At 73.6% G+C, this 17806-nt stretch carries 15 protein-coding genes; 12 read left to right on the top strand and 3 right to left on the bottom strand.

Annotation, left to right across the window (positions count from 1 at the left end; all coding sequences use genetic code 11):
- The 6 genes from ABZX65_RS00790 to ABZX65_RS00765 are packed head-to-tail and all read left to right on the top strand — an operon-like array spanning position 1 to position 6682.
- Positions 1–1041, top strand: coding sequence for an ABC transporter permease (locus tag ABZX65_RS00790; protein ID WP_355332846.1), 1041 nt, complete (start codon positions 1–3; stop codon positions 1039–1041).
- Positions 1042–1043: 2 nt separating this feature from the next.
- Positions 1044–2753: a dipeptide/oligopeptide/nickel ABC transporter permease/ATP-binding protein gene (locus tag ABZX65_RS00785; protein ID WP_355332843.1), complete on the top strand. Its 1710-nt coding sequence runs from the start codon at positions 1044–1046 to the stop codon at positions 2751–2753.
- Positions 2750–3643 (top strand): ABC transporter ATP-binding protein, encoded by an 894-nt coding sequence (locus ABZX65_RS00780; protein WP_355332840.1) that lies wholly within the window; start codon positions 2750–2752, stop codon positions 3641–3643. Before ABZX65_RS00785 ends, ABZX65_RS00780 begins: the two co-directional genes overlap by 4 nt.
- A 30-nt stretch (positions 3644–3673) precedes the next feature.
- A complete protein-coding gene (locus tag ABZX65_RS00775) occupies positions 3674–5155 on the top strand; it encodes an amidohydrolase family protein (protein WP_355332838.1) in 1482 nt (493 codons plus the stop codon).
- Positions 5156–5163: 8 nt separating this feature from the next.
- Positions 5164–6030, top strand: a complete 867-nt coding sequence (locus ABZX65_RS00770; protein WP_355332835.1) for an alpha/beta hydrolase — start codon at positions 5164–5166, stop codon at positions 6028–6030.
- Positions 6023–6682 carry an FMN-binding negative transcriptional regulator gene (locus ABZX65_RS00765; protein ID WP_355332832.1) on the top strand — a complete coding sequence of 220 codons (660 nt, stop codon included), beginning with the start codon at positions 6023–6025 and terminating at the stop codon, positions 6680–6682. The genes ABZX65_RS00770 and ABZX65_RS00765 overlap by 8 nt, the downstream gene beginning before the upstream one ends.
- Before the next feature lie 24 nt (positions 6683–6706).
- Here ABZX65_RS00765 and ABZX65_RS00760 read toward each other — a convergent pair whose 3' ends face one another.
- On the bottom strand, positions 6707–8191 hold the full coding sequence (locus tag ABZX65_RS00760) for a helix-turn-helix domain-containing protein (protein ID WP_355332829.1): 1485 nt from the start codon (positions 8189–8191) through the stop codon (positions 6707–6709).
- A 74-nt stretch (positions 8192–8265) separates the two neighbouring features.
- On the opposite strand from ABZX65_RS00760, the gene ABZX65_RS00755 reads away from it, so the two are divergent.
- Genes ABZX65_RS00755 through ABZX65_RS00745 form a run of 3 tightly spaced genes read left to right on the top strand, consistent with a single transcriptional unit; the run spans position 8266 to position 12139 of the window.
- Positions 8266–9372, top strand: coding sequence for a DUF917 domain-containing protein (locus tag ABZX65_RS00755; protein ID WP_355332826.1), 1107 nt, complete (start codon positions 8266–8268; stop codon positions 9370–9372).
- The gene (locus tag ABZX65_RS00750; RefSeq protein WP_355332823.1) at positions 9369–10946 is read left to right on the top strand and encodes a hydantoinase/oxoprolinase family protein; all 1578 of its coding nucleotides are present in this window, start codon (positions 9369–9371) and stop codon (positions 10944–10946) included. The genes ABZX65_RS00755 and ABZX65_RS00750 overlap by 4 nt, the downstream gene beginning before the upstream one ends.
- The gene (locus tag ABZX65_RS00745; protein WP_355332821.1) at positions 10943–12139 is read left to right on the top strand and encodes a M20 family metallopeptidase; all 1197 of its coding nucleotides are present in this window, start codon (positions 10943–10945) and stop codon (positions 12137–12139) included. The genes ABZX65_RS00750 and ABZX65_RS00745 overlap by 4 nt, the downstream gene beginning before the upstream one ends.
- 4 nt (positions 12140–12143) lie before the next feature.
- Here the strand turns inward: ABZX65_RS00745 and ABZX65_RS00740 are convergent, their stop codons facing one another.
- The gene (locus ABZX65_RS00740; protein WP_355332819.1) at positions 12144–12332 is read right to left on the bottom strand and encodes an Lrp/AsnC ligand binding domain-containing protein; all 189 of its coding nucleotides are present in this window, start codon (positions 12330–12332) and stop codon (positions 12144–12146) included.
- 10 nt (positions 12333–12342) lie between these two features.
- On the opposite strand from ABZX65_RS00740, the gene rocD reads away from it, so the two are divergent.
- The 3 genes from rocD to ABZX65_RS00725 all read left to right on the top strand — a co-directional run bounded on the left by rocD (position 12343) and on the right by ABZX65_RS00725 (position 15805).
- Positions 12343–13551 carry an ornithine--oxo-acid transaminase gene (gene rocD / locus ABZX65_RS00735; protein WP_355332816.1) on the top strand — a complete coding sequence of 403 codons (1209 nt, stop codon included), beginning with the start codon at positions 12343–12345 and terminating at the stop codon, positions 13549–13551.
- A gap of 188 nt (positions 13552–13739) precedes the next feature.
- Complete coding sequence (locus ABZX65_RS00730; protein WP_355332813.1) at positions 13740–14978, top strand: CoA transferase; 1239 nt, start codon at positions 13740–13742, stop codon at positions 14976–14978.
- Between the two features lie 2 nt (positions 14979–14980).
- Complete coding sequence (locus ABZX65_RS00725; RefSeq protein WP_355332811.1) at positions 14981–15805, top strand: hypothetical protein; 825 nt, start codon at positions 14981–14983, stop codon at positions 15803–15805.
- On the opposite strand, the gene ABZX65_RS00720 is transcribed toward ABZX65_RS00725, so the two are convergent.
- A partial coding sequence (locus ABZX65_RS00720) for a GAF domain-containing protein (RefSeq protein ID WP_355332809.1) occupies positions 15802–17806 on the bottom strand: 2005 nt, incomplete at its 5' end. The two genes, ABZX65_RS00725 and ABZX65_RS00720, sit on opposite strands and share 4 nt — an antisense overlap.

The raw sequence follows: 17806 nt of genomic DNA, 5'->3' as shown, positions 1-17806 counted from the left end.
ATGACGATCCCTTCGAACGCGGTCACCACCGCCGCGCCCCCCGAGCAGGCCGAACCGGCCGCCGCTCGGGCCGGGCGCCCCCGGCTCCTGGCCGGATCGCCGAGGCTCGAATTCGTCCTGCAACGACTGCGTCGCGCGGCGATCTCGTTCGCCGTCGTGCTGGTGGCGTCGTTCTTCATGGTCCAGCTCGTGCCGGGCGACCCGGTACGAGCGGCCCTGGGGCCCACCGCCCCGCTGTCGACGGTGAACGCGCTGCGCCAGCAGCTCGGCCTCGACCAGTCGCTGTGGGCCCAGTTCACCCACTACGTCACCGCGCTGCTGCACGGCGACCTCGGTACGTCGATCACCTCGCAGCGACCGGTCTCCCAGATCCTCGGCGAGCGGCTGCCCACCACGCTGCTGCTGGCCGTGATCTCCTTCCTCGTCGCCGTCGTCGGCGCGTTCCCGATCGGCGTCGCCACGGCGGTCTCGGCCCGGAGCGGTCGCCGCCGCTTCCTCGACCTCGGGGTGTCGGGACTGCTCGGCATCCTCATCGCGATCCCGAACTTCCTGCTCGCGGTGCTGCTCATCGCGACCCTCGGCGTCGGCCTGCCGCTCTTCCCGCCCGCGGGATGGGGCACGCCCGGCCAGGCGGTGCTGCCCGTGCTCGCGCTGGCCATCGGGCCGCTGGCCTACCTGGCCCGGATCGTGCACATCGAGATGCTGCGCGTGCTGGACGCCCCGTACCTGACCACCGCGCGCAGCAAGCGGCTGCCCGGCCGGCTGCTGTACCTGCGGCACGCGCTGCCCAACATCGTCACCGCCACCCTCACCGCGGGCGGCGTGGTGCTGGTCGGACTCGTCGCGGGCACCGTGCTCGTGGAGACGGTGTTCACCGTGCCCGGCATCGGGTCCACGATCGTCTCCTCGATCACGGCCAAGGACTACCCGCTGATCCAGGGGATCGTGCTCGTGTACGCGCTGCTCGTCCTCGGGGCGAACCTCGTCGTGGACCTCGCCATCGCGGTCCTGGACCCGCGCTCGACGATCGCGGAGGCATGACCATGCTGCGCCGTACCCTCCTCACCCCGCAGGGCATCGCCGTACTCGCCGGTCTCACGCTCGTCGTGCTCGCCGCGGTCGTCGGCCCCTTCGTGTTCGACCACGCGGCCACCACCCGGAACATCGCGGGCCGCCAGGCACCGGTCAGCCTCTCCCACCCCTTCGGCACCGACGAACTCGGCCGCGACCTGTTCGCCCGCACCGTCGTCGCCACCCGCCTGTCGGTGCTGCTGACCCTGGGCGCCGCGGGCATCTCCGTCGCGGGCGGCGTCGTGCTCGGCATCGTCGCCGCGGTGCTGCCGCGCGCGCCGCGCCGCCTGGTCACCGCCTTCATCGACATCCTGCTGTCGTTCCCGTGGCTGCTGCTCGCGCTGTTCTTCTCCGTCATCTGGGGCGCGACGGCGCGCGGCGCGATGTTCGCGATCGGCTTCGCGGGCGTCCCGGTCTTCGCGCGCCTGGTCTCCACCCTCGCCTCGTCGGTCGCCAACACCGACTACGTGCACGCCGCGCGGCTGGTCGGCAGCCCGCCGCTGCGCACCGCGCGGCGGCACGTCCTGCCGAACATCCTGCCGCCGCTGGTCGTCAACATCGCCGCGCACGCGTCGGCCACGCTGCTCTCCTTCGCCGCGCTGTCCTTCCTCGGCCTGGGCGTGCAACCCACGCAGTACGACTGGGGACGGCTGCTCAACGAGGGCTCCAAACGCATCTACTCGGCGCCCATGGCGGCGATCGGGCCGGGCATCGCGATCGTGCTCACCGGTGTGCTGTTCTCGCTGCTGGGCGAGGTGCTCAGCCAGTCCCGCGCCCGGACCGTGCACGCCGTACGCCCCCGGTCGGACGGCGCGGGCGTCACCCCGGCCGAGGGCGAGGCCGTCGCCGAGGTGAAGAACCTGCGGGTCTCCTTCCGCGCCGACGACGGCTCCCTGGTCCAGCGGGTGCACGGCGTGGACCTGACGATCGGACCGGGGGAGGTCGTCGGCATCGTCGGCGAGTCGGGCTCCGGCAAGTCGGTCACCGCCATGGCCCTGGCCGGACTGCTCGGCCCCGAGGCGCTGGTGGAGAGCGAACGCCTGGTCTTCCGCGGCATCGACATGGAACGGCGGCCCAGGGCCGCCGAGCGCCGCAGGCTCGGCCTGGAACAGGCGATGATCTTCCAGGACCCGCTGTCCTCGCTGAACCCGGCCCTCACCGTCGGCCGGCAGCTCACCGAGGCCAGCGAGATCCACGCGGGTGTGGCGCGCGGCGCCGCGACGAAGCGGGCCCTGGACGCCCTCGCCCTGGTGCGCATCCCCGACCCGGAACGGCGGATCCGGCAGCTGCCCCACGAGTTCTCCGGCGGCATGCGGCAGCGCGCCATGATCGCGATGGGCCTGATGGGGACGCCCCGGCTGATCATCGCCGACGAGCCCACGACCGCCCTGGACGTGACGGTGCAGCGGCAGGTGATGCGCGCGCTGCGCGACGCCCGTGAGCGGACCGGCGCCGCGATCCTGCTGATCTCCCACGACATCGCCCTGGTGAGCGGCTTCTGCGACCGCATCGCCGTCATGCGGGACGGCGTGGTGGTCGAATGGCTGGACGCGCGACGGCTGGACGAGGCGCGGCACCCGTACACGCGCGGTCTGATCGCCTGCGTGCCCGACATGACGACCGACAGGACCCGCGCGCTGCCGGTGGTCGGCTTCGCCACACAGGAGGAGGCGACCGCGTGAGCACGCTCGAATTCGACCACGTCACGGTGCGCTTCGGCCACGGCCGGGCCGCCCAGACGGCCGTCGACGACGCCTCGCTCGTCGTCCGCTCCGGCCGGACGCTCGGGCTCGTCGGCGAGTCGGGGTCGGGCAAGTCGACCATGGCGCGGGTCGCGGTGGGACTGGCGCGCGCCGACGCGGGCACCGTACGCCTCGACGGCGTCGACCTCACCGCCCGCTCGCGTGAGGCCAGACTGGCCCGCCGCCGGGTGCAGATGGTCTTCCAGGACCCGCTCGCGGCGCTCGACCCGCGAATGCCCGTGGGCGTCTCCGTCGCGGAGGGCCTGCTCGCCACCGGGCGGCGGCTCAACCGGACCGACCGGGAGACACGGGTCCGCGAACTGCTCGACCTCGTCCACATCGACCCGTCCCGGGCGGGCGACCGACCGGCCCGCTTCTCCGGCGGCCAGCGGCAACGGATCACCATCGCGCGGGCGCTGGCGGCCGAACCCGCCGTACTCGTCGCCGACGAGATCACCTCGGCGCTCGACGTCAGCGTCCAGGGCGTGGTCCTCAATCTGCTGCGCGAGCTCCAGAGCGAACTCCACCTGACCATGCTGTTCATCTCGCACAACCTCGCCGTGGTGCGCTACGTGAGCGACGAGGTCACCGTCATGCGGGCCGGCCGCGTCGTCGAGCACGGGCCCACCGACGCCGTGCTCGCCGACCCCGCCGATCCCTACACCCGTGAACTGCTGCGGTCGATCCCCGTGATGGGAAGGCCGCTCGACCTCGACGACCTCGACGACGCTTCCCTCGACGACACCGCCGACCTCGACGACGCTGCCGACCTCGACGCTGCTCCCGACCTCGACACCAGCCTCGACCTCGACGGCACCCCTCGACCCTGAAGACCCCTGAGATCCGGAGGAACACCTGAGATGCGGTCGCCCATGAGCCCCGTGCCCGACCTCGTCCTGCGCCGCGCGCGCATCCCGCGCACCCCGGGGCAGTGGGACCTCGTGCTGCGCGACGGCCTGATCGAGAGCGTCGCGCCGACCGGCGGCGACCTCCCGGCGGCGGCCCTCGACCTCGACGGGCGCTTCGTGCGCCCCGGCCTGTGGGACGCCCACACCCACTTCGACCAGTGGGTCATCCGCAGCCGCCGGGTCGACCTCGCCCCCGCCACGTCCGCCGCGCACGCTGCCACGATCATGCGCGACGCGCTGGCCGCCACCGCGTCCGACCTCCTGGTCGGCTACGGCTTCCGGGACGCGCTGTGGCCCGACGCCCCGAGCCTGGCCGCCCTCGACGCGATATCGGCCGACCGCGGCCTGGTGCTCGTCTCCGGCGACCTGCACTGCGGCTGGCTCAACTCCGCCGCCGCGCGCCGCCTCGGCGTGCGCCCGCCCGAGGACGGCGTGCTGCGCGAGACCGAGTGGATCGGAACGCTCGACGTCCTCGACCGCGACCACCGGCCCGAGGCCGCCGACCACCGGGCCGCGGCCCAGGCCGCCGCGGCCAGGGGCGTCGTCGGGATCGTGGACTTCGAGAACGCCGACATCACCCGCTTCTGGCCCGAGCGGGTCGCCGCCGGAGTGACCGCCCTGCGCGTGGAGGCGTCGGTGTGGCCCGACCGGCTCGACGACGCGATCGGCCGCGGCCTGCGGACCGGCGACCTCCTCGAACCGAGCGGGCTCATCACCATGGGGCGGCTCAAGATCGTGGTCGACGGCTCCCTCAACACCCGTACGGCGCTGTGCTGGGACCCCTATCCGGGGCTGCCCGCCGACCACCCGCACCCGTGCGGAGTGCAGTCCGTCGCACCCGAGCGCGTCGGGGAACTGCTCGCCCGCGCGGACGCGGCGGGCATCGCGGCGGCCGTCCACGCCATCGGCGACCGCGCCAACACCCAGGTGATCGACGCCTTCGAGCGCCTGGGCATACCGGGCACCGTCGAGCACGCCCAGCTCGTGTCCGCCGCCGACTTCGCCCGCTTCGGCCGGCTCGGCCTGGTCGCGAGCGTGCAGCCCGAGCACGCCATGGACGACCGCGACGTCGCCGACACGCACTGGGCGGGCCGCAGCGACCGGGCGTTCGCGTTCCGCTCGCTGCTGGACGCGGGGGCGACCCTCGCGCTCGGCTCCGACGCGCCCGTCTCGCCGCTCGACCCGTGGGTGGCGATCAGCGCCGCCGTCTCGCGCAGCCGCGACGGCCGCGAGCCCTGGCACCCGGACGAGCGGATCACCCGCGAGGCGGCCCTGTCCGCGAGCGCCCGCGGCCGGATGGACGTGACGGCCGGTGACCCGGCCGACCTCGTCGTCCTCGACGAGGACCCGCTGGAGCTGGACGCCGAAGCGCTGCGCACCCTGCCGGTCGCCGCCACCGTGCTGGGCGGCCGGCCCACCTGGACGAACCTGTAGGAGATCCGATGCCCACCCTCATCACCCCCGCCGGCATCGAGGTCCATTACGAGACCGACGGCGACCCGGCCGGGCGTCCGCTGGTGCTCGTGCACGGCGGCGGCGCCCAACTCATCGGCTGGCACGACGCATTCGTGGCGATGTTGGCCGACGCGGGCTTCTACGTCGTACGCCCGGACAACCGTGACGTCGGGCTCTCCCAGCAGACCGGCGGACCCGACGAGTTCGCCGCCACGTACGACCTCTCCGACATGGCCGACGACGTCGTCGCGCTCCTCGACCACCTCGGCATCGGCCGCGCGCACCTGGCCGGTATGTCGATGGGCGGCTACATCGCGCAGTTGGTCGCGATCGAGCACCCCGGACGGGTCGCGAGCCTGGGCCTGATGTCGACCTCGCCGTCGAGCGAGCCGGAGTTCCTGGTCGGGACGCACGGGGACGGTCAGCCGGTGTCGCGGGCGCCCGAACGGCTGGACCGCGCGGCCTACATCGAGATGTTCGTCGGCGGCCAGCGGAACTACCAGTCGCCGGGCTTCCCCTTCGACGCCGAGGAGTCGGCCGCCCTCGGCGCCCGCTACTACGACCGGGTCTACCGGCCCGACGGCCTGGTGCGGCAGTGGAACGCCATGCTGCGCGGCCCGTTGGAGCGCCGCGACGACCTGCGCGAGGTCACGGTGCCGACGCTGGTCATCCACGGGCGCGGCGACCAGTCCCTGCACTGGCGGGCCGCGCTGGCCTTCGCGGAGATCATGCCGCGGGCCGAGGTGCACCTCTACGAGGAGATGGGCCACGACATCCCGCGCGAGCTGTGGCCCGACTTCGTCCGCGCGTTCGCGCGCACGGCGGCGCGAGCGGAGCGGAGCGACCATGCGTGAGACCCCCGAGTACACCGGCGGCGGCCTCGCCTGGGCCGCGGACCTGCTGCGCGGACACCCCTGGGCGACCATGGTGTCCAACGGCGCCGACGGCGCGGGGCCCGTCGTCTCGCACTACCCGTTCCTGATCGAGGAGCCCGAGGAGTCCGGGGCCCCAGAAGACTCCACGGCCCCCGGCGAACTGGTGCTGGTCAGCCATGTCGGCCGCCCCGACGAGGCGCTGCACCGGCTCGGCACCCAGGAGCTGTGCGTGGTCGTCTACGGCCCCAGCGGCTACATCTCGCCGAGCTGGTACGACCTGCCCACCGCCGTACCCACCTGGAACTTCGCCACCGCCCACCTGTACGGCGTGCCCGACATCCTCCCGGACGAGGAGAATCTGGCCGTCCTCGACCGGCTCGTGGCCCACTTCGAGGCGCCCGTGCCCAACCCGTTCCTGATGCGCGGCACGGCGGAGAACGCCGCCTACGCGCAGCGCATCGTGCACGGCACGGTCGGCTTCCGCATGCGGGTCACCCGCGCGGTCACCAAGGAGAAGATGAGCCAGGACAAGCCAGAACCGGTCGTCGCGCGCATCCTCGCGGCCCTCGACGGGGACGGCCCGTACGCGAACCCCGGCCTTGCCGCGCGGATGCGCGCCGTGCGCGACTGACCGCGCCGTGCCCGGCGCCGTCGCTCAGCGGCGGCTGGCGCCGAGCAGCCGCACCCGGCAGGCGAGTTCGACCGCGAAGCGCGTGTCCGGGTCGTCGAGGTCGAGCTGGAGCGTGTCGCGGACCCGTTTGAGCCGGTAGCCGACGGCGTTGGGGTGCAGATTCAGCTCGCGGCCCGCGTGGGCCAGGGAGTTGCGGTGCGACAGGTAGGCGAGCAGCGTCTGCACCGAGATGTGCGCCCGCTCGGGTCCGAGCGCGTCCAGCGGCAGCAGGATGTCCGCCAGCAGGCTGCGGCTGGTCGGGGAGGCGTACACGTCGAGCAGCACCCGGCGCAGGCCCGTCACGTCCGTCAGCTCGACGCTGCCGAGGCGCCCGGCCGCGATCGCGGAACCGGCGGCGATCCGCGCCTCCGCGGCGGACGAACGCAGCCCCGCCGCGCCCGTCTGCGGGGTGCCGAGGCCGAGCGTGTACTCCCACCCGTGCCCGGTCAGGCCGCGCGCGTACTCCTGGAGCCGGACGGCCACCTCCCGCAGCCGCCGCTGGTGGTCGCCCGCGCCGTGCTCCTCGGTGCTGACCAGGAGCAGGTCGTCCTGGACGAACGCGACGTGCCACATCTCGTCCCGGCCGTCGACCAGTTGGAGCGCGAACAGCTCAAGCGCGGGCTGCACGCTGCGCGGAGCCCGCGCCTCGGGGTTGTCGAGGCCGGTCGGGATCAGCCAGGCCGCGACGTGCGAGAGCTGGAGGGGGAGCCCGAGCATCGCGGCCTGGCCGACGAAGCCCTCGACCCGGTGGGACTCGGCGAGCACCAGCTCGACGATGAGGTCCGACCGCGACTGGGTGGGCGCGAAACGGTCGCTGATCTGGCGCTGGGCGGCCCGCGACAGCAGCGAGGCGACGACGGGCAGGGCGATGGCCATCGCCGGGTCCGACCGGTTCCCGACGAGCCGCCCGATCGGCACCTCGCCGACGCAGACCGCGTCGGCCGCCGACCAGGTCACGGTGGCGTCCTCCACCACGGCGAGCTCCGAGCCGAGCATGCGGTTGGCCTCGGCGAGGATGTGCTCGGGCGTCCCGTCCGGTCCCGCCGCGGCCTCGGTGGCCTTCTCGATGGCGTGCGTCGCCCGCATGATCGCCTCGGACGCGCCGCCCGACAGCAGCCGGTCGACCACGAGGGCCAGATCGGCCGACCGCGCGCCGGGAGCGGCGAAGACCGGCACACCGCCGCGGTCGGCGAGCACCCTGGCGGTGTCGGGCAGGGTCAGCTCGGTCGTGAACACGAGCCCCGCGACCTCGCGCGCGCTCGCCTGACGCAGCGCCACGTCCAGCCGGTACGGCGGCGGGTGCTCGGTGCCGGGAACGATGACGAGGGTTCCGGCGGGCACGGTGCCCAGCAGGTCGAGCGGCGAGACGTCCACCCGTACGACGGCGCGCCCGTCCGCGGGCCCGGCGCGGTGCCGGATGCCGAGGCGGTCGCCCTGGGCGGCGAGGTCGGAGACGGTCAGTTGTGCCATCAGCACAGTATGACGCGATTCTCTGGACTCTCGGGCCATAGGTGCGGTCAGGGCGTCGCCATATCGTGAGGCCCATGGTTCACACACCCCTCGACGCGCCCGCCCCTCACAGGGCCTCCGCCGTCGCGGCCTCAGACGTCGCGGCGCTGGCCGCGGGCACAGCGATCTTCGGCACCGGGGGCGGCGGGGCGGTCTACACCTCGCAGATCGTCGCCGAGGAAGCGCTCCGCGCGAACGGCCCGGTGCCGCTGGTCACCGTCGACGATCTCGGCTCCGACGACCTGGTGATCCTCATGTCGGGCATCGGCGCCCCCACCGTGGGCATCGAGATGCTCTCCTCCAACCGCCAGGTCGACCTCCTCGTCCGCGAGGCAGAGGCCGTCGCCGGCCGCCCCATCACCGCCCTCATGGCCGCGGAGATCGGCGGCAGCAACGGCGTCGGGCCGGTGGGCTGGGCCTCCCGCCTCGGGCTGAAGCTGCTCGACGCCGACGGCATGGGCCGGGCCTTCCCCGACGCGGCGATGGTCGCCATGAACGTCGCCGGTGTCCCATGCGACTTCTCCGTCCTGAGCGACGTGGTCGGCAACGTCTCGGTGCTCAAGACCGTCGACCTGCACTGGCTGGAGCGGCACGCGCGCGCCCTCACCGTCGCCAGCGGCTCCATCTGCCTCGGCGTGCACTACCCCCTCACGGCCGAGACGGCCAAGGGCGCCGTCGTCGAGGGCACGGTCAGCGCCGCCATCCGCGTCGGCCACGCCCTGCTCTCCTCACCCGAGCCGGTCGCCGCCGTGGCCGCGGAGCTCGGCGGCTCGATCCTGCTCACCGGCAAGATCACCGACCTCGACCGCCGCACCGTCGGCGGTTTCTCCCGCGGCTCCGTGACGATCGCCGGTACGGGCACCGACCGCGGCAGGCTCCAGCGCCTGGAGATCCAGAACGAGAACCTGGTCGTCCTGGAGGACGGCGAAGTGCTCGTGAGCGTCCCCGACAACGTCACCATCATCGACGCCGAGACCGGTCACGCGATCACCACCGAGATGCTGCGGTACGGCCAGCGCGTCTCCGTACTCGCCTGGGCCTGCGACCCGATCTGGCGGACACCGCGCGGCCTGGAACTGGCCGGACCGCGGGCGTTCGGATACGAGCTGACCTACACCCCCTTCGAAGGAAGCACCCGATGACGGCCACGCGCGATCTCTCCATCGGCGTCGACGTCGGCGGCACCAACACCGACGCCGTCGCCATCGACAGCACCGGCACCGTGCTCGCCCACACCAAGCAGGCGACGACCGACGACGTCACCGGCGGCATCAGGGCCGGAATCGCCCATGTGCTCACAGCGCTCGGCGAGGACCGGTCACGGGTCTCACGGGTCATGCTCGGCACCACGCACGCCACCAACGCGATCGTCGCCCGGCGGCAGCTCGACCGGGTGGCGACCATCCGGCTCGGCGCCCCGGCGGCGACCGAGTACCCGCCGCTGCTCGGCTGGCCGGGCGATCTCGCCGGGCTCATCCTGGCCGGGTCCGCGATGGTCGGCGGCGGCCACATGGTCGACGGCACGCCGATCGCGCCGCTGGACCGGGACGCCATCCTGTGCTTCCTCGACGGCCTCGACCACTTCGACGCCGTCGCCGTGACCGGCATCTTCAGCCCCTCGATGCCGGACCAGGAACTCGAGGTCGCCGAACTGCTCCGCGCCCACCTCGGCCCCGACGCGCGCGTCTTCCTCAGTCACGACATCGGTCCCACCGGTCTGCTGGAGCGGGAGAACGCCACCGTCCTCAACGCGGCGCTGCACAGCGTGGCCCGCTCGGTCACCGAGGCCCTGGTGACGGTCGTCGACGAGGAAGGGCTCGACGCCGTCACCTTCTTCGCGCAGAACGACGGCACGCTGATGTCGCTGGACTACGCGGCCCAGTACCCGGTGCTCACCATCGGCTCCGGCCCCGCGAACTCCATCCGCGGCGCGGCCTACCTCTCCGGCGCCACCAACGCGATCGTCATCGACGTCGGCGGCACCACCTCGGACCTGGGCGTCGTGGTGAACGGATTCCCCCGCGAGTCCACGCTGCCCCGCGAGATCGGCGGCGTACGGACCAACTTCCGGATGCCCGACATCCTCAGCCTCGGCGTGGGCGGCGGTACGACCATCGACCCGGTGACCGGCGCCGTCGGACCGGGCTCGGTGGGCTACCGGATCGCGACGGAGGGCCTGCTCTTCGGCGGCCGGACGCCGACCCTGACCGACGCGGCGGCCCTCGCGGGGGCCTCGATCGCCGGACGGACCCTCCCCGCCCAGACGGCAGCCAACGAGCAGGCGCTGCGCGCCGCCCTGGAGCGCGCGCACGTGCTGATCGAGGAAGCCGTGGAACGGCTCTCCCTCGGCCGCGCCGACCTGCCGCTCGTGGTGGTCGGCGGCGGCGGCTTCCTCGTACCCGACGACCTGCCGGGCGCCGGTCCCATCGTGCGGCCCGACCACGGCGACGTGGCGAACGCGGTGGGCGCCGCGATCTCGCTCGCCGGAGGCCGCGCCGACCAGATCAGCCCGCTGGAGGACCGGGAGGCGGCCATCGCCCAGGCGTCGGAGGCGGCGATCGCCAAGGCGATCCAGGCGGGCGCCGACCCGCTGGAAGTGGCGGTCGTCGACGTGCTGGAGACCCCCGTCCCCTACAGCGACCGGCCGACCGTGGAAGTGTCGGTCAAGGCCGCGGGACCGCTGGCGCGGCTCGGCGAACGGGCCGCGGCGCGGTGACGGGGTTCACCACGGGTGACGCGGCGCTCGCCGACCTTGTGGCGCTGCGCCGCGCACTGCACGCCCACCCCGAGGTCGGCCTCGACCTGCCCCGGACGCAGGCGGCGGTCCTCACCGCGCTGGACGGCCTCGGCCTGGAGATCACCACCGGGGACGGTCTGACGTCGGTGACGGCCGTGCTGCGCGGCGGCCGGCCGGGCCCCGTCGTCCTGCTGCGCTCCGACATGGACGCCCTGCCGGTCCTGGAGGCCACCGGCCTGCCGTTCGCGGCGGCCAACGGCGCCATGCACGCCTGCGGCCACGACCTGCACATGGCGGGCCTGGTCGGCGCCGCCCGGCTCCTCGCGGCCCGCCGCGCGCAGCTGCCCGGCACCGTCGTGTTCATGTTCCAGCCCGGCGAGGAGGGATACGCGGGCGGTCGGCTGATGATCGAGGAAGGCGTCCTGGACGCGGCGGGCGAGCGCCCGGTCGCCGCGTACGCCGTCCATGTCGACTGCGTGACGCCGAAGGGCCGGGCGGTCACCCGGCCGGGTCCGATGATGTCGAGCGTCAGCGCGCTGCACATCCGGGTGACCGGGACCGGGGGCCACGCCGCCTACCCCCACCACGGGTTCGACCCGGTCCCGGTGGCGGCCGAGATCATCCTCGCGACGCAGTCCTTCGTGGCGCGCCGGATACCGGTCGCCGACCCGGCCGTGGTCTCGGTGACCCGTGTCTCCTCCGACTCCGCCGCGGGCAACGTCCTCGCCGCCTCCGTCAGCCTGGAGGCGAACATCCGCGCCCTGTCACCCGCGACGCTCGCGCTGGTACGTGACGAACTCCCGGCGCTGGCCGTCGCGCTCGGCGAGGCGCACGGCTGTGCGGTCGACACCGAGTACGTCGAGTCGTACCCGGTGACGGTCAACGACCCGGCAGAGACCGAGCGGGTGCTCGCGGTGCTCGACGAGCGCTACGGCGACCGGGTGGTGCGCCTGCCGTTCCCCGGCATGGCCTCGGAGGACTTCGCCTACGTGCTCGAAAAGGTGCCCGGCACGCTGGTCTTCCTCGGCGTACGGCCCGAGGACGGTACGAGCGGTCCGATGCACTCCGATCGGGCGGACTTCGACGACTCCCGCCTCGACGAACACGCGGCGCTCCTGGCGGAACTGGCATGGCGCCGCCTCGCGGGCCGAGGGGCGCCGCGCCCGCGGTGACCGCTCAGCCGAGCGCGCGCTCGAACAGGCGCGAGAGGACGATCGCGCTCCGGGTCCGGTAGAGCCGGTCGGTGCGGCGGATCTGCTCGATGGTGTCCTCCGACTCCGCGATGGAGCCCGCCAGGACACGGACCAGGGCGTCCGCGTCCCCCGACACGTTCCACACCCCGACACGTTCGAAACAAACGTTCAAGGAGGACATTGTGCACGCAGAAACCACCGTTCCGCAGCGCCGGGTGAGCCGTCTCGCCAACAACTACGCGCCCCTTCCGGTGCGGGCCGAGTCCGCGCGGGGCGTCTGGGTCACGGACGCCTCGGGCAGCCGCTTCCTCGACATGCTCAGCGCCTACTCCGCGATGAACTTCGGCCACGGCAACCCCACCCTGCTCGCGGCGGCCCACGACCAGCTCGCGGCCATGACCCTGATCAGCCGCGCCTACGACCACACCGAGATGGAGCGGTACGCCGCGGCCCTCTGCGACCTGGCCGGCAAGGACATGATGGTGCCGATGAACACCGGCGGGGAGGCCGTCGAGACCGCCATCAAGGTCGCCAGGAAGTGGGCCTACGAGGTCAAGGGCGTCCGCGAGAACCGGGCCGAGATCATCGTGGCCTCCGGCAACTTCCACGGCCGGACGACCACCGTCGTCGGCTTCTCCGACGACCCCGACGCCAGGAACGGATTCGGACCGTTCACCCCGGGCTTCGTGACGGTGCCCTACAACGACGCCGCGGCCCTGGAGGCGGCGATCACCCCCGACACCGCCGCCGTGCTGCTGGAGCCGGTGCAGGGCGAGGCCGGTGTGATCATCCCCGACGCGGGCTATCTGCCCGCGGTGCGCCGGATCTGTGACGAGCGGGGCGTCCTGTTCCTCGCCGACGAGATCCAGTCGGGCCTGGGGCGCACGGGGGAGACCTTCGCCTGCGACCACGTCGGAGTGACGCCCGACGTCTACATCCTGGGCAAGGCGCTCGGCGGCGGCATCGTCCCCGCGTCCGCGGTGGTCGCCGACAGCGGCATCCTCGGTGTCCTGCGCCCGGGGCAGCACGGCTCGACCTTCGGCGGCAACCCGCTGGCCTGCCGGATCGGGACCGCCGTCGTCGGCCTGCTGAGGACCGGGGAGTACCAGGAGCGCGCCCGGACCCTGGGGGCGCGACTGCGCGACGAGCTGACGCCGTTGGTCGGCCAGGGGCTGGTCTCGGTCCGGACCATCGGGCTGTGGGCGGGGATCGACGTCGACCCCGCGCTCGCCACCGGCCGTACCGTCTGCGAGGAGCTGGCCCGGCGCGGTGTCCTCGCGAAGGACACCCACGGCTCCACCGTGCGGCTCTCGCCTCCCCTGGTGATCGAGCCGAGCGAGCTGTCCTGGGGCGTCGCCCAGCTCGCCGACGTCCTGCGGGCGCTGGCGTAAGCGGGTTCCGCCGTCCGCGGGACGGCAGTGACGAGGGCCCAGGATCCGGCGGTGGTGATGGACGGTGGGCCCATCGCCGCCGGTCGGCGCCACGGCTATCGTGCGGCGCAGAGGCGGAAACAGACATACGGCACGCGGGCCGTGTCCACGCGGCGGAGCCGACGAGAACGAAGAGGCAGGGGTGCGCGATGGACAGGGACCAGCCGGAGACCGGCGCCGACGGCAGGGCCGCACTGACCGGAGTGGTCGTCGTCGACCTGTCCCACGTCCTGGCGGGACCGTACGCCGCGCAGACGCTGGCCGACCTCGGCGCGACCGTCATCAAGGTCGAGAACCCCGCGAATCCCGATGTCTCGCGCGGCTTCCCGCCGTACCTGCGCTCGGGCGACGAGGAGTTCAGCGGGTACTACGGCCAGTACAACCGCGGCAAGCTCGGTGTCTGCCTCGACCTGGCCCGTGACGAAGGCAAGCAGGCCCTCAAGGACCTGGTCGCCCACGCCGACGTCCTCGTCGAGAACTTCCGGCCCGGCACCATGGACAAGCTCGGCCTGGGCTACGAGGTGCTGGCCGGGATCAACCCCCGCCTGGTGTACACGGCCATCTCCGGCTACGGCCAGACGGGCAGCCGTCGCCGCCGTCCGGCCTTCGACAGCACCGCGCAGGCCGCGGGCGGCCTGTGGTCGATGAACGGCTACCCCGACACCCCGCCGGTGCGGGTGGGCGTCACCATCGGGGACCTGTCGGCCACGATGTTCGCCGTCATCGGCACCCTGGCCGCCCTGCGGCACGCCGAGAGCACCGGCGTCGGCCAACTGGTCGACGTCGCCCAGGTCGACAGCGTCGTCGCCATGACCGAGACGGCCGTCGTCGACTACACCGTCGACCGGAAGGTCGCGGCACCGGCCGGGAACGAGCACGCCTGGGTCAGGCCGTACGAGCTGTTCCCGTGCGCCGACGGGCAGGTGTTCTTCGGCGGCTACACCGACAGGCTCTGGGCGGCCAGTTGCGCGCTGTTCGGCGCACCGGAGGCGGCCACGGACCCCGAGATCGACACGATGCGCAAACGCTTCGACAAGGAGACGTACGACCGCCGGGTGAAGCCGCTGGTCACCGGCTGGTTCGCCGGGCGGACCCGGCAGGAACTCGAAGACCTCGCGGGCGACGTCATCCCGCTGACGGCCGTCCGCGACATCGGGGAGGTCGTCGAGGACCCGGGCACCGCCGAGCGGGACATGATCGTCGAGGCCGACTACGGCCCGCTGGGCGCGCTGCGGATGTTCGGCTCGCCCATCAAGCTCAGCGCCACCCCCGCCGTGCCGGGGCGACCGGCCAACAAGGTGGGGGAGCACACCGACGAGGTGCTGCGCCGCTTCGCGGGCTACGACCGGGCGCGGATCGAAGAGCTGCGCGCGGCGAAGGTGATCTGACGATGGGTCAGGAGACCGTCCGCCGCGAGCCGTTGCTGACCGGGCCCGCCGCCGCGTATCGCTCCACCTTCGCGCCCTGCGCCCCTGAGCCGGTCCCCGGCGAGCCGCTGCCCCCGGGCTGGGAGGGGATCTACTTCCCCTTCGACGCGGCCTTCGCCGACCTGCGCCCCGACGGCTCGCCCGGCGCCGACGGCACGGTGCCCGACCCCGGCCTGCCCCGGCGCATGTACGCCGGTGAGGACACCCGCTTCCTGCGGCCCCTGTGCTACGGCGACACGGTCGAGCAGCGCACCGCGCTCGGCGCCGTGACCCGCAAGCGCGGCCGGGCGGGGGAGCTGGTCTTCGCCGACATCGAGCGGAGCTACCTGGTGGACGGCGTCGTCGCGGTCACGAGCACCTGGCACGACGTGTTCCTGCCCGCGAGCGACCCCGCCGCCGCGCCCGCCGACGTACCCGCGGGCGAGGCCGAGCAGTGGGACTGGTCGCGGCGGGCGACCCTGGACAGCCGGCAGCTCTTCCGGTACTCGGCGCTGACCTTCAACACCCACCGGGTGCACTACGACCGGACCTGGGCGCAGGACGTCGAGGGCCTGCCCGACCTGCTGGTGCACGGCCCCCTGATGCGCATGCTCCTGCTCGACTTCGCGACGCTTTCACTGCCCGGCCGCACGGTCCGCGAGTTCTCGGTGCGCTCGGTCTCGCCCGCGTTCGTCGACCGGCCGGTGATCCTGGTCGGACGCGAGGACGCCGACGGCGTACGGGTCCGCGCCCTGGACGCCGACCATCGCGTACTCGCCCGGGGCCGGGTGCGTACGGACACGCCCTAGAGGCGGCGCAGCCGCTCGGCGATCTCGTCGAGCCGGACGGCGAGCGACAGTCGGAAGAACAGCTCGTCGTCGCGCCAGCCCTCGCCCAGGAGCCGGGTCAGCCGTTCGATCCGCTGGAGGATCGTGTTGGTGTGGAAGCCCAGCTCCCGGCCGGTCCTGGTCGGGCTCGACTGATTGCGCACGAAGGCGCGCAGGGTGGCGAGCAGATCCGTACCGTGCTCGGCGTCGTAGCGCCGTACCGGCCCCACCATCGTGTCGAGATACGCGGTCAGGGCGGCGGGGTCGGGCTCGAAGACGGCCGCGTAGGGGTGGTAGTCCTCGGCCCGCGCCGCGAGGTCGCCCGCCCCCAGCGCCTGGAGCAGCCGGACGGTGCGCTGCGCTGTCACCACCGCCGTGGGCAGGTCGCCGGACGCGGCGGCGCTCACCGACAGGACCGGGACCGACAGCGCCGCGCGCAGCTGGTCGTGGAGCCGCTGGACCGTGACGCCGGGCTGCCGGGACGACAGGGCGACGGCGACATGGCCGCCGTACTCGCCCACCAGCGCCCGGCTGTGCAGCGGACCGAGCAGCGTACGGGTCGCCTGCGGCCGGTGCTCGCCCGGCACGGCGAAGAGCACGAGGGTGTCGAGGTCCTGGACCGGGACGCGCAACCGCTTGGCCCGGCGCACCGCGTCGCGACGGCGGTCGGGCGAGCCGTCCAGCAGATCGGCCAGCAACTCGCCCTGCCTGCGGTGCTCCGCGTCGGACACGGCCTGCCGCTGCATGGCCAGGAGCGTGCCGACCTGCGCCCCCCGCTCGATGGTCCGCAGGTCGACGGAGCTGAGCGGGAAACCGCCCGTACCGAGCAGCACGGCGCCGAAGTAGTACGAGCCGGTCGTCAGGGCGGCGACCGCCCCGATGTCCCCGCCGTCCTCGACCAGGACGCAGCGGCCCGAGTCATGGCTGGCCCGGACGGCCTCGGCGACGGGTGCGCGGCGCAGTTCGTCGGCGGACAGGGCGCGCCCGGCCGTCACGATCACCTCGCCGTACTCGTCCACGACGGCCACCGCGCGGTCCAGGGCCTCGGCGAGCTTCTCGGCGATCGGCGAGAAGTCGCTGTCCTCCAGCACGGACCGGATGAGCTGCTGATGCACCGCGTTGGCGCGGTCCCGCTCGACCAGGTGCTCCCTCAACCGCTCCAGGGCGTCGCGCGCCTCCTCCTGCGAGCGCTGGAGGCGCTGGAGCCGCTGCGCGGTCTGGAGCACCACCGAGGCGTGGTTGGCGAGCGCCGAGAGCAGCGCGACCTGCTCGGGGGTGAAGGCGTGCTCGTCGCGGGTCCCGACGAACAGCACCCCCAGGACGTCCTCGTCGGAGAGCAGCGGCACGCCGAGGAGCGAGACCAGGCCCTCGGCGGCGACCGCCTCGGACAGCGAGTCCTCGTGCCACCCGGCGGAGTCGTCCTCGTAGCGCGTCACCCACTGCGCGGCGCGGGTCTCGACCACGAGGCTGGCCAGTCCGCGGCCGGGCGGCACCACCAGGCGCTGGAAGCGCGGGCTGACCGAGCCCGCCGTCTTGCGGACCCGCAGCGTCAGGCTGGCGGCGTCGAACTCCGACAGATACGTGACGTCGGAGTCCATCATGTCGTGCGCGCGCTCCACCAGCCGGGCCAGCAGCGCGTCGGCGTCCCGCTCCTCGGCCAGCTCCCGGGCGCTGGAGAACAGGGCGGTCAGCTCGTGCTCACGGCGGCGCAGCCGCAGTTGGTCGCGCCGCAGCCGGTACAGCCGCTCCGCGGCGCCCGCCGCGGCGCCGCCGGTCACGCCGAGGTCCGCGAGCGCGCCGTCCAGCCGGTAGGGGTCCACCGCCTGTTCGCCGACGGCCGCGTCCAGGACGACCGCCAGCGCCCGCGCGCGGCCGTCCGCCGTACCGCCGTCCGCCGTACCGCCGTCCGCCGTACCGCCGTCCGCCGTACCGCCGTCCGCCGTACCGCCGTCCGCCGTACCGCCGTCCGCCGTACCGCCGTCC

It is taken from the genome of Streptomyces sp. NPDC003300 (assembly GCF_040610915.1).
Lineage (GTDB): Bacteria > Actinomycetota > Actinomycetes > Streptomycetales > Streptomycetaceae > Actinacidiphila.
The sequence above is the reverse complement of the archived record's forward strand: the minus strand, read 5'-3'. Positions and strand labels throughout refer to the sequence as shown.

Excerpts from the sequence above, each read along its gene's own strand:
- ABZX65_RS00770 (WP_355332835.1), top strand. The coding sequence starts at position 5,164 with ATGCCCACCCTCATCACCCCCGCCGGCATCGAGGTCCATTACGAGACC.
- ABZX65_RS00760 (WP_355332829.1), bottom strand. The coding sequence starts at position 8,191 with ATGGCACAACTGACCGTCTCCGACCTCGCCGCCCAGGGCGACCGCCTC.
- ABZX65_RS00750 (WP_355332823.1), top strand. The coding sequence starts at position 9,369 with ATGACGGCCACGCGCGATCTCTCCATCGGCGTCGACGTCGGCGGCACC.
- ABZX65_RS00725 (WP_355332811.1), top strand. The coding sequence starts at position 14,981 with ATGGGTCAGGAGACCGTCCGCCGCGAGCCGTTGCTGACCGGGCCCGCC.
- ABZX65_RS00755 (WP_355332826.1), top strand. The coding sequence starts at position 8,266 with ATGGTTCACACACCCCTCGACGCGCCCGCCCCTCACAGGGCCTCCGCC.
- ABZX65_RS00730 (WP_355332813.1), top strand. The coding sequence starts at position 13,740 with ATGGACAGGGACCAGCCGGAGACCGGCGCCGACGGCAGGGCCGCACTG.
- ABZX65_RS00785 (WP_355332843.1), top strand. The coding sequence starts at position 1,044 with ATGCTGCGCCGTACCCTCCTCACCCCGCAGGGCATCGCCGTACTCGCC.
- ABZX65_RS00790 (WP_355332846.1), top strand. The coding sequence starts at position 1 with ATGACGATCCCTTCGAACGCGGTCACCACCGCCGCGCCCCCCGAGCAG.
- ABZX65_RS00775 (WP_355332838.1), top strand. The coding sequence starts at position 3,674 with ATGCGGTCGCCCATGAGCCCCGTGCCCGACCTCGTCCTGCGCCGCGCG.
- ABZX65_RS00765 (WP_355332832.1), top strand. The coding sequence starts at position 6,023 with ATGCGTGAGACCCCCGAGTACACCGGCGGCGGCCTCGCCTGGGCCGCG.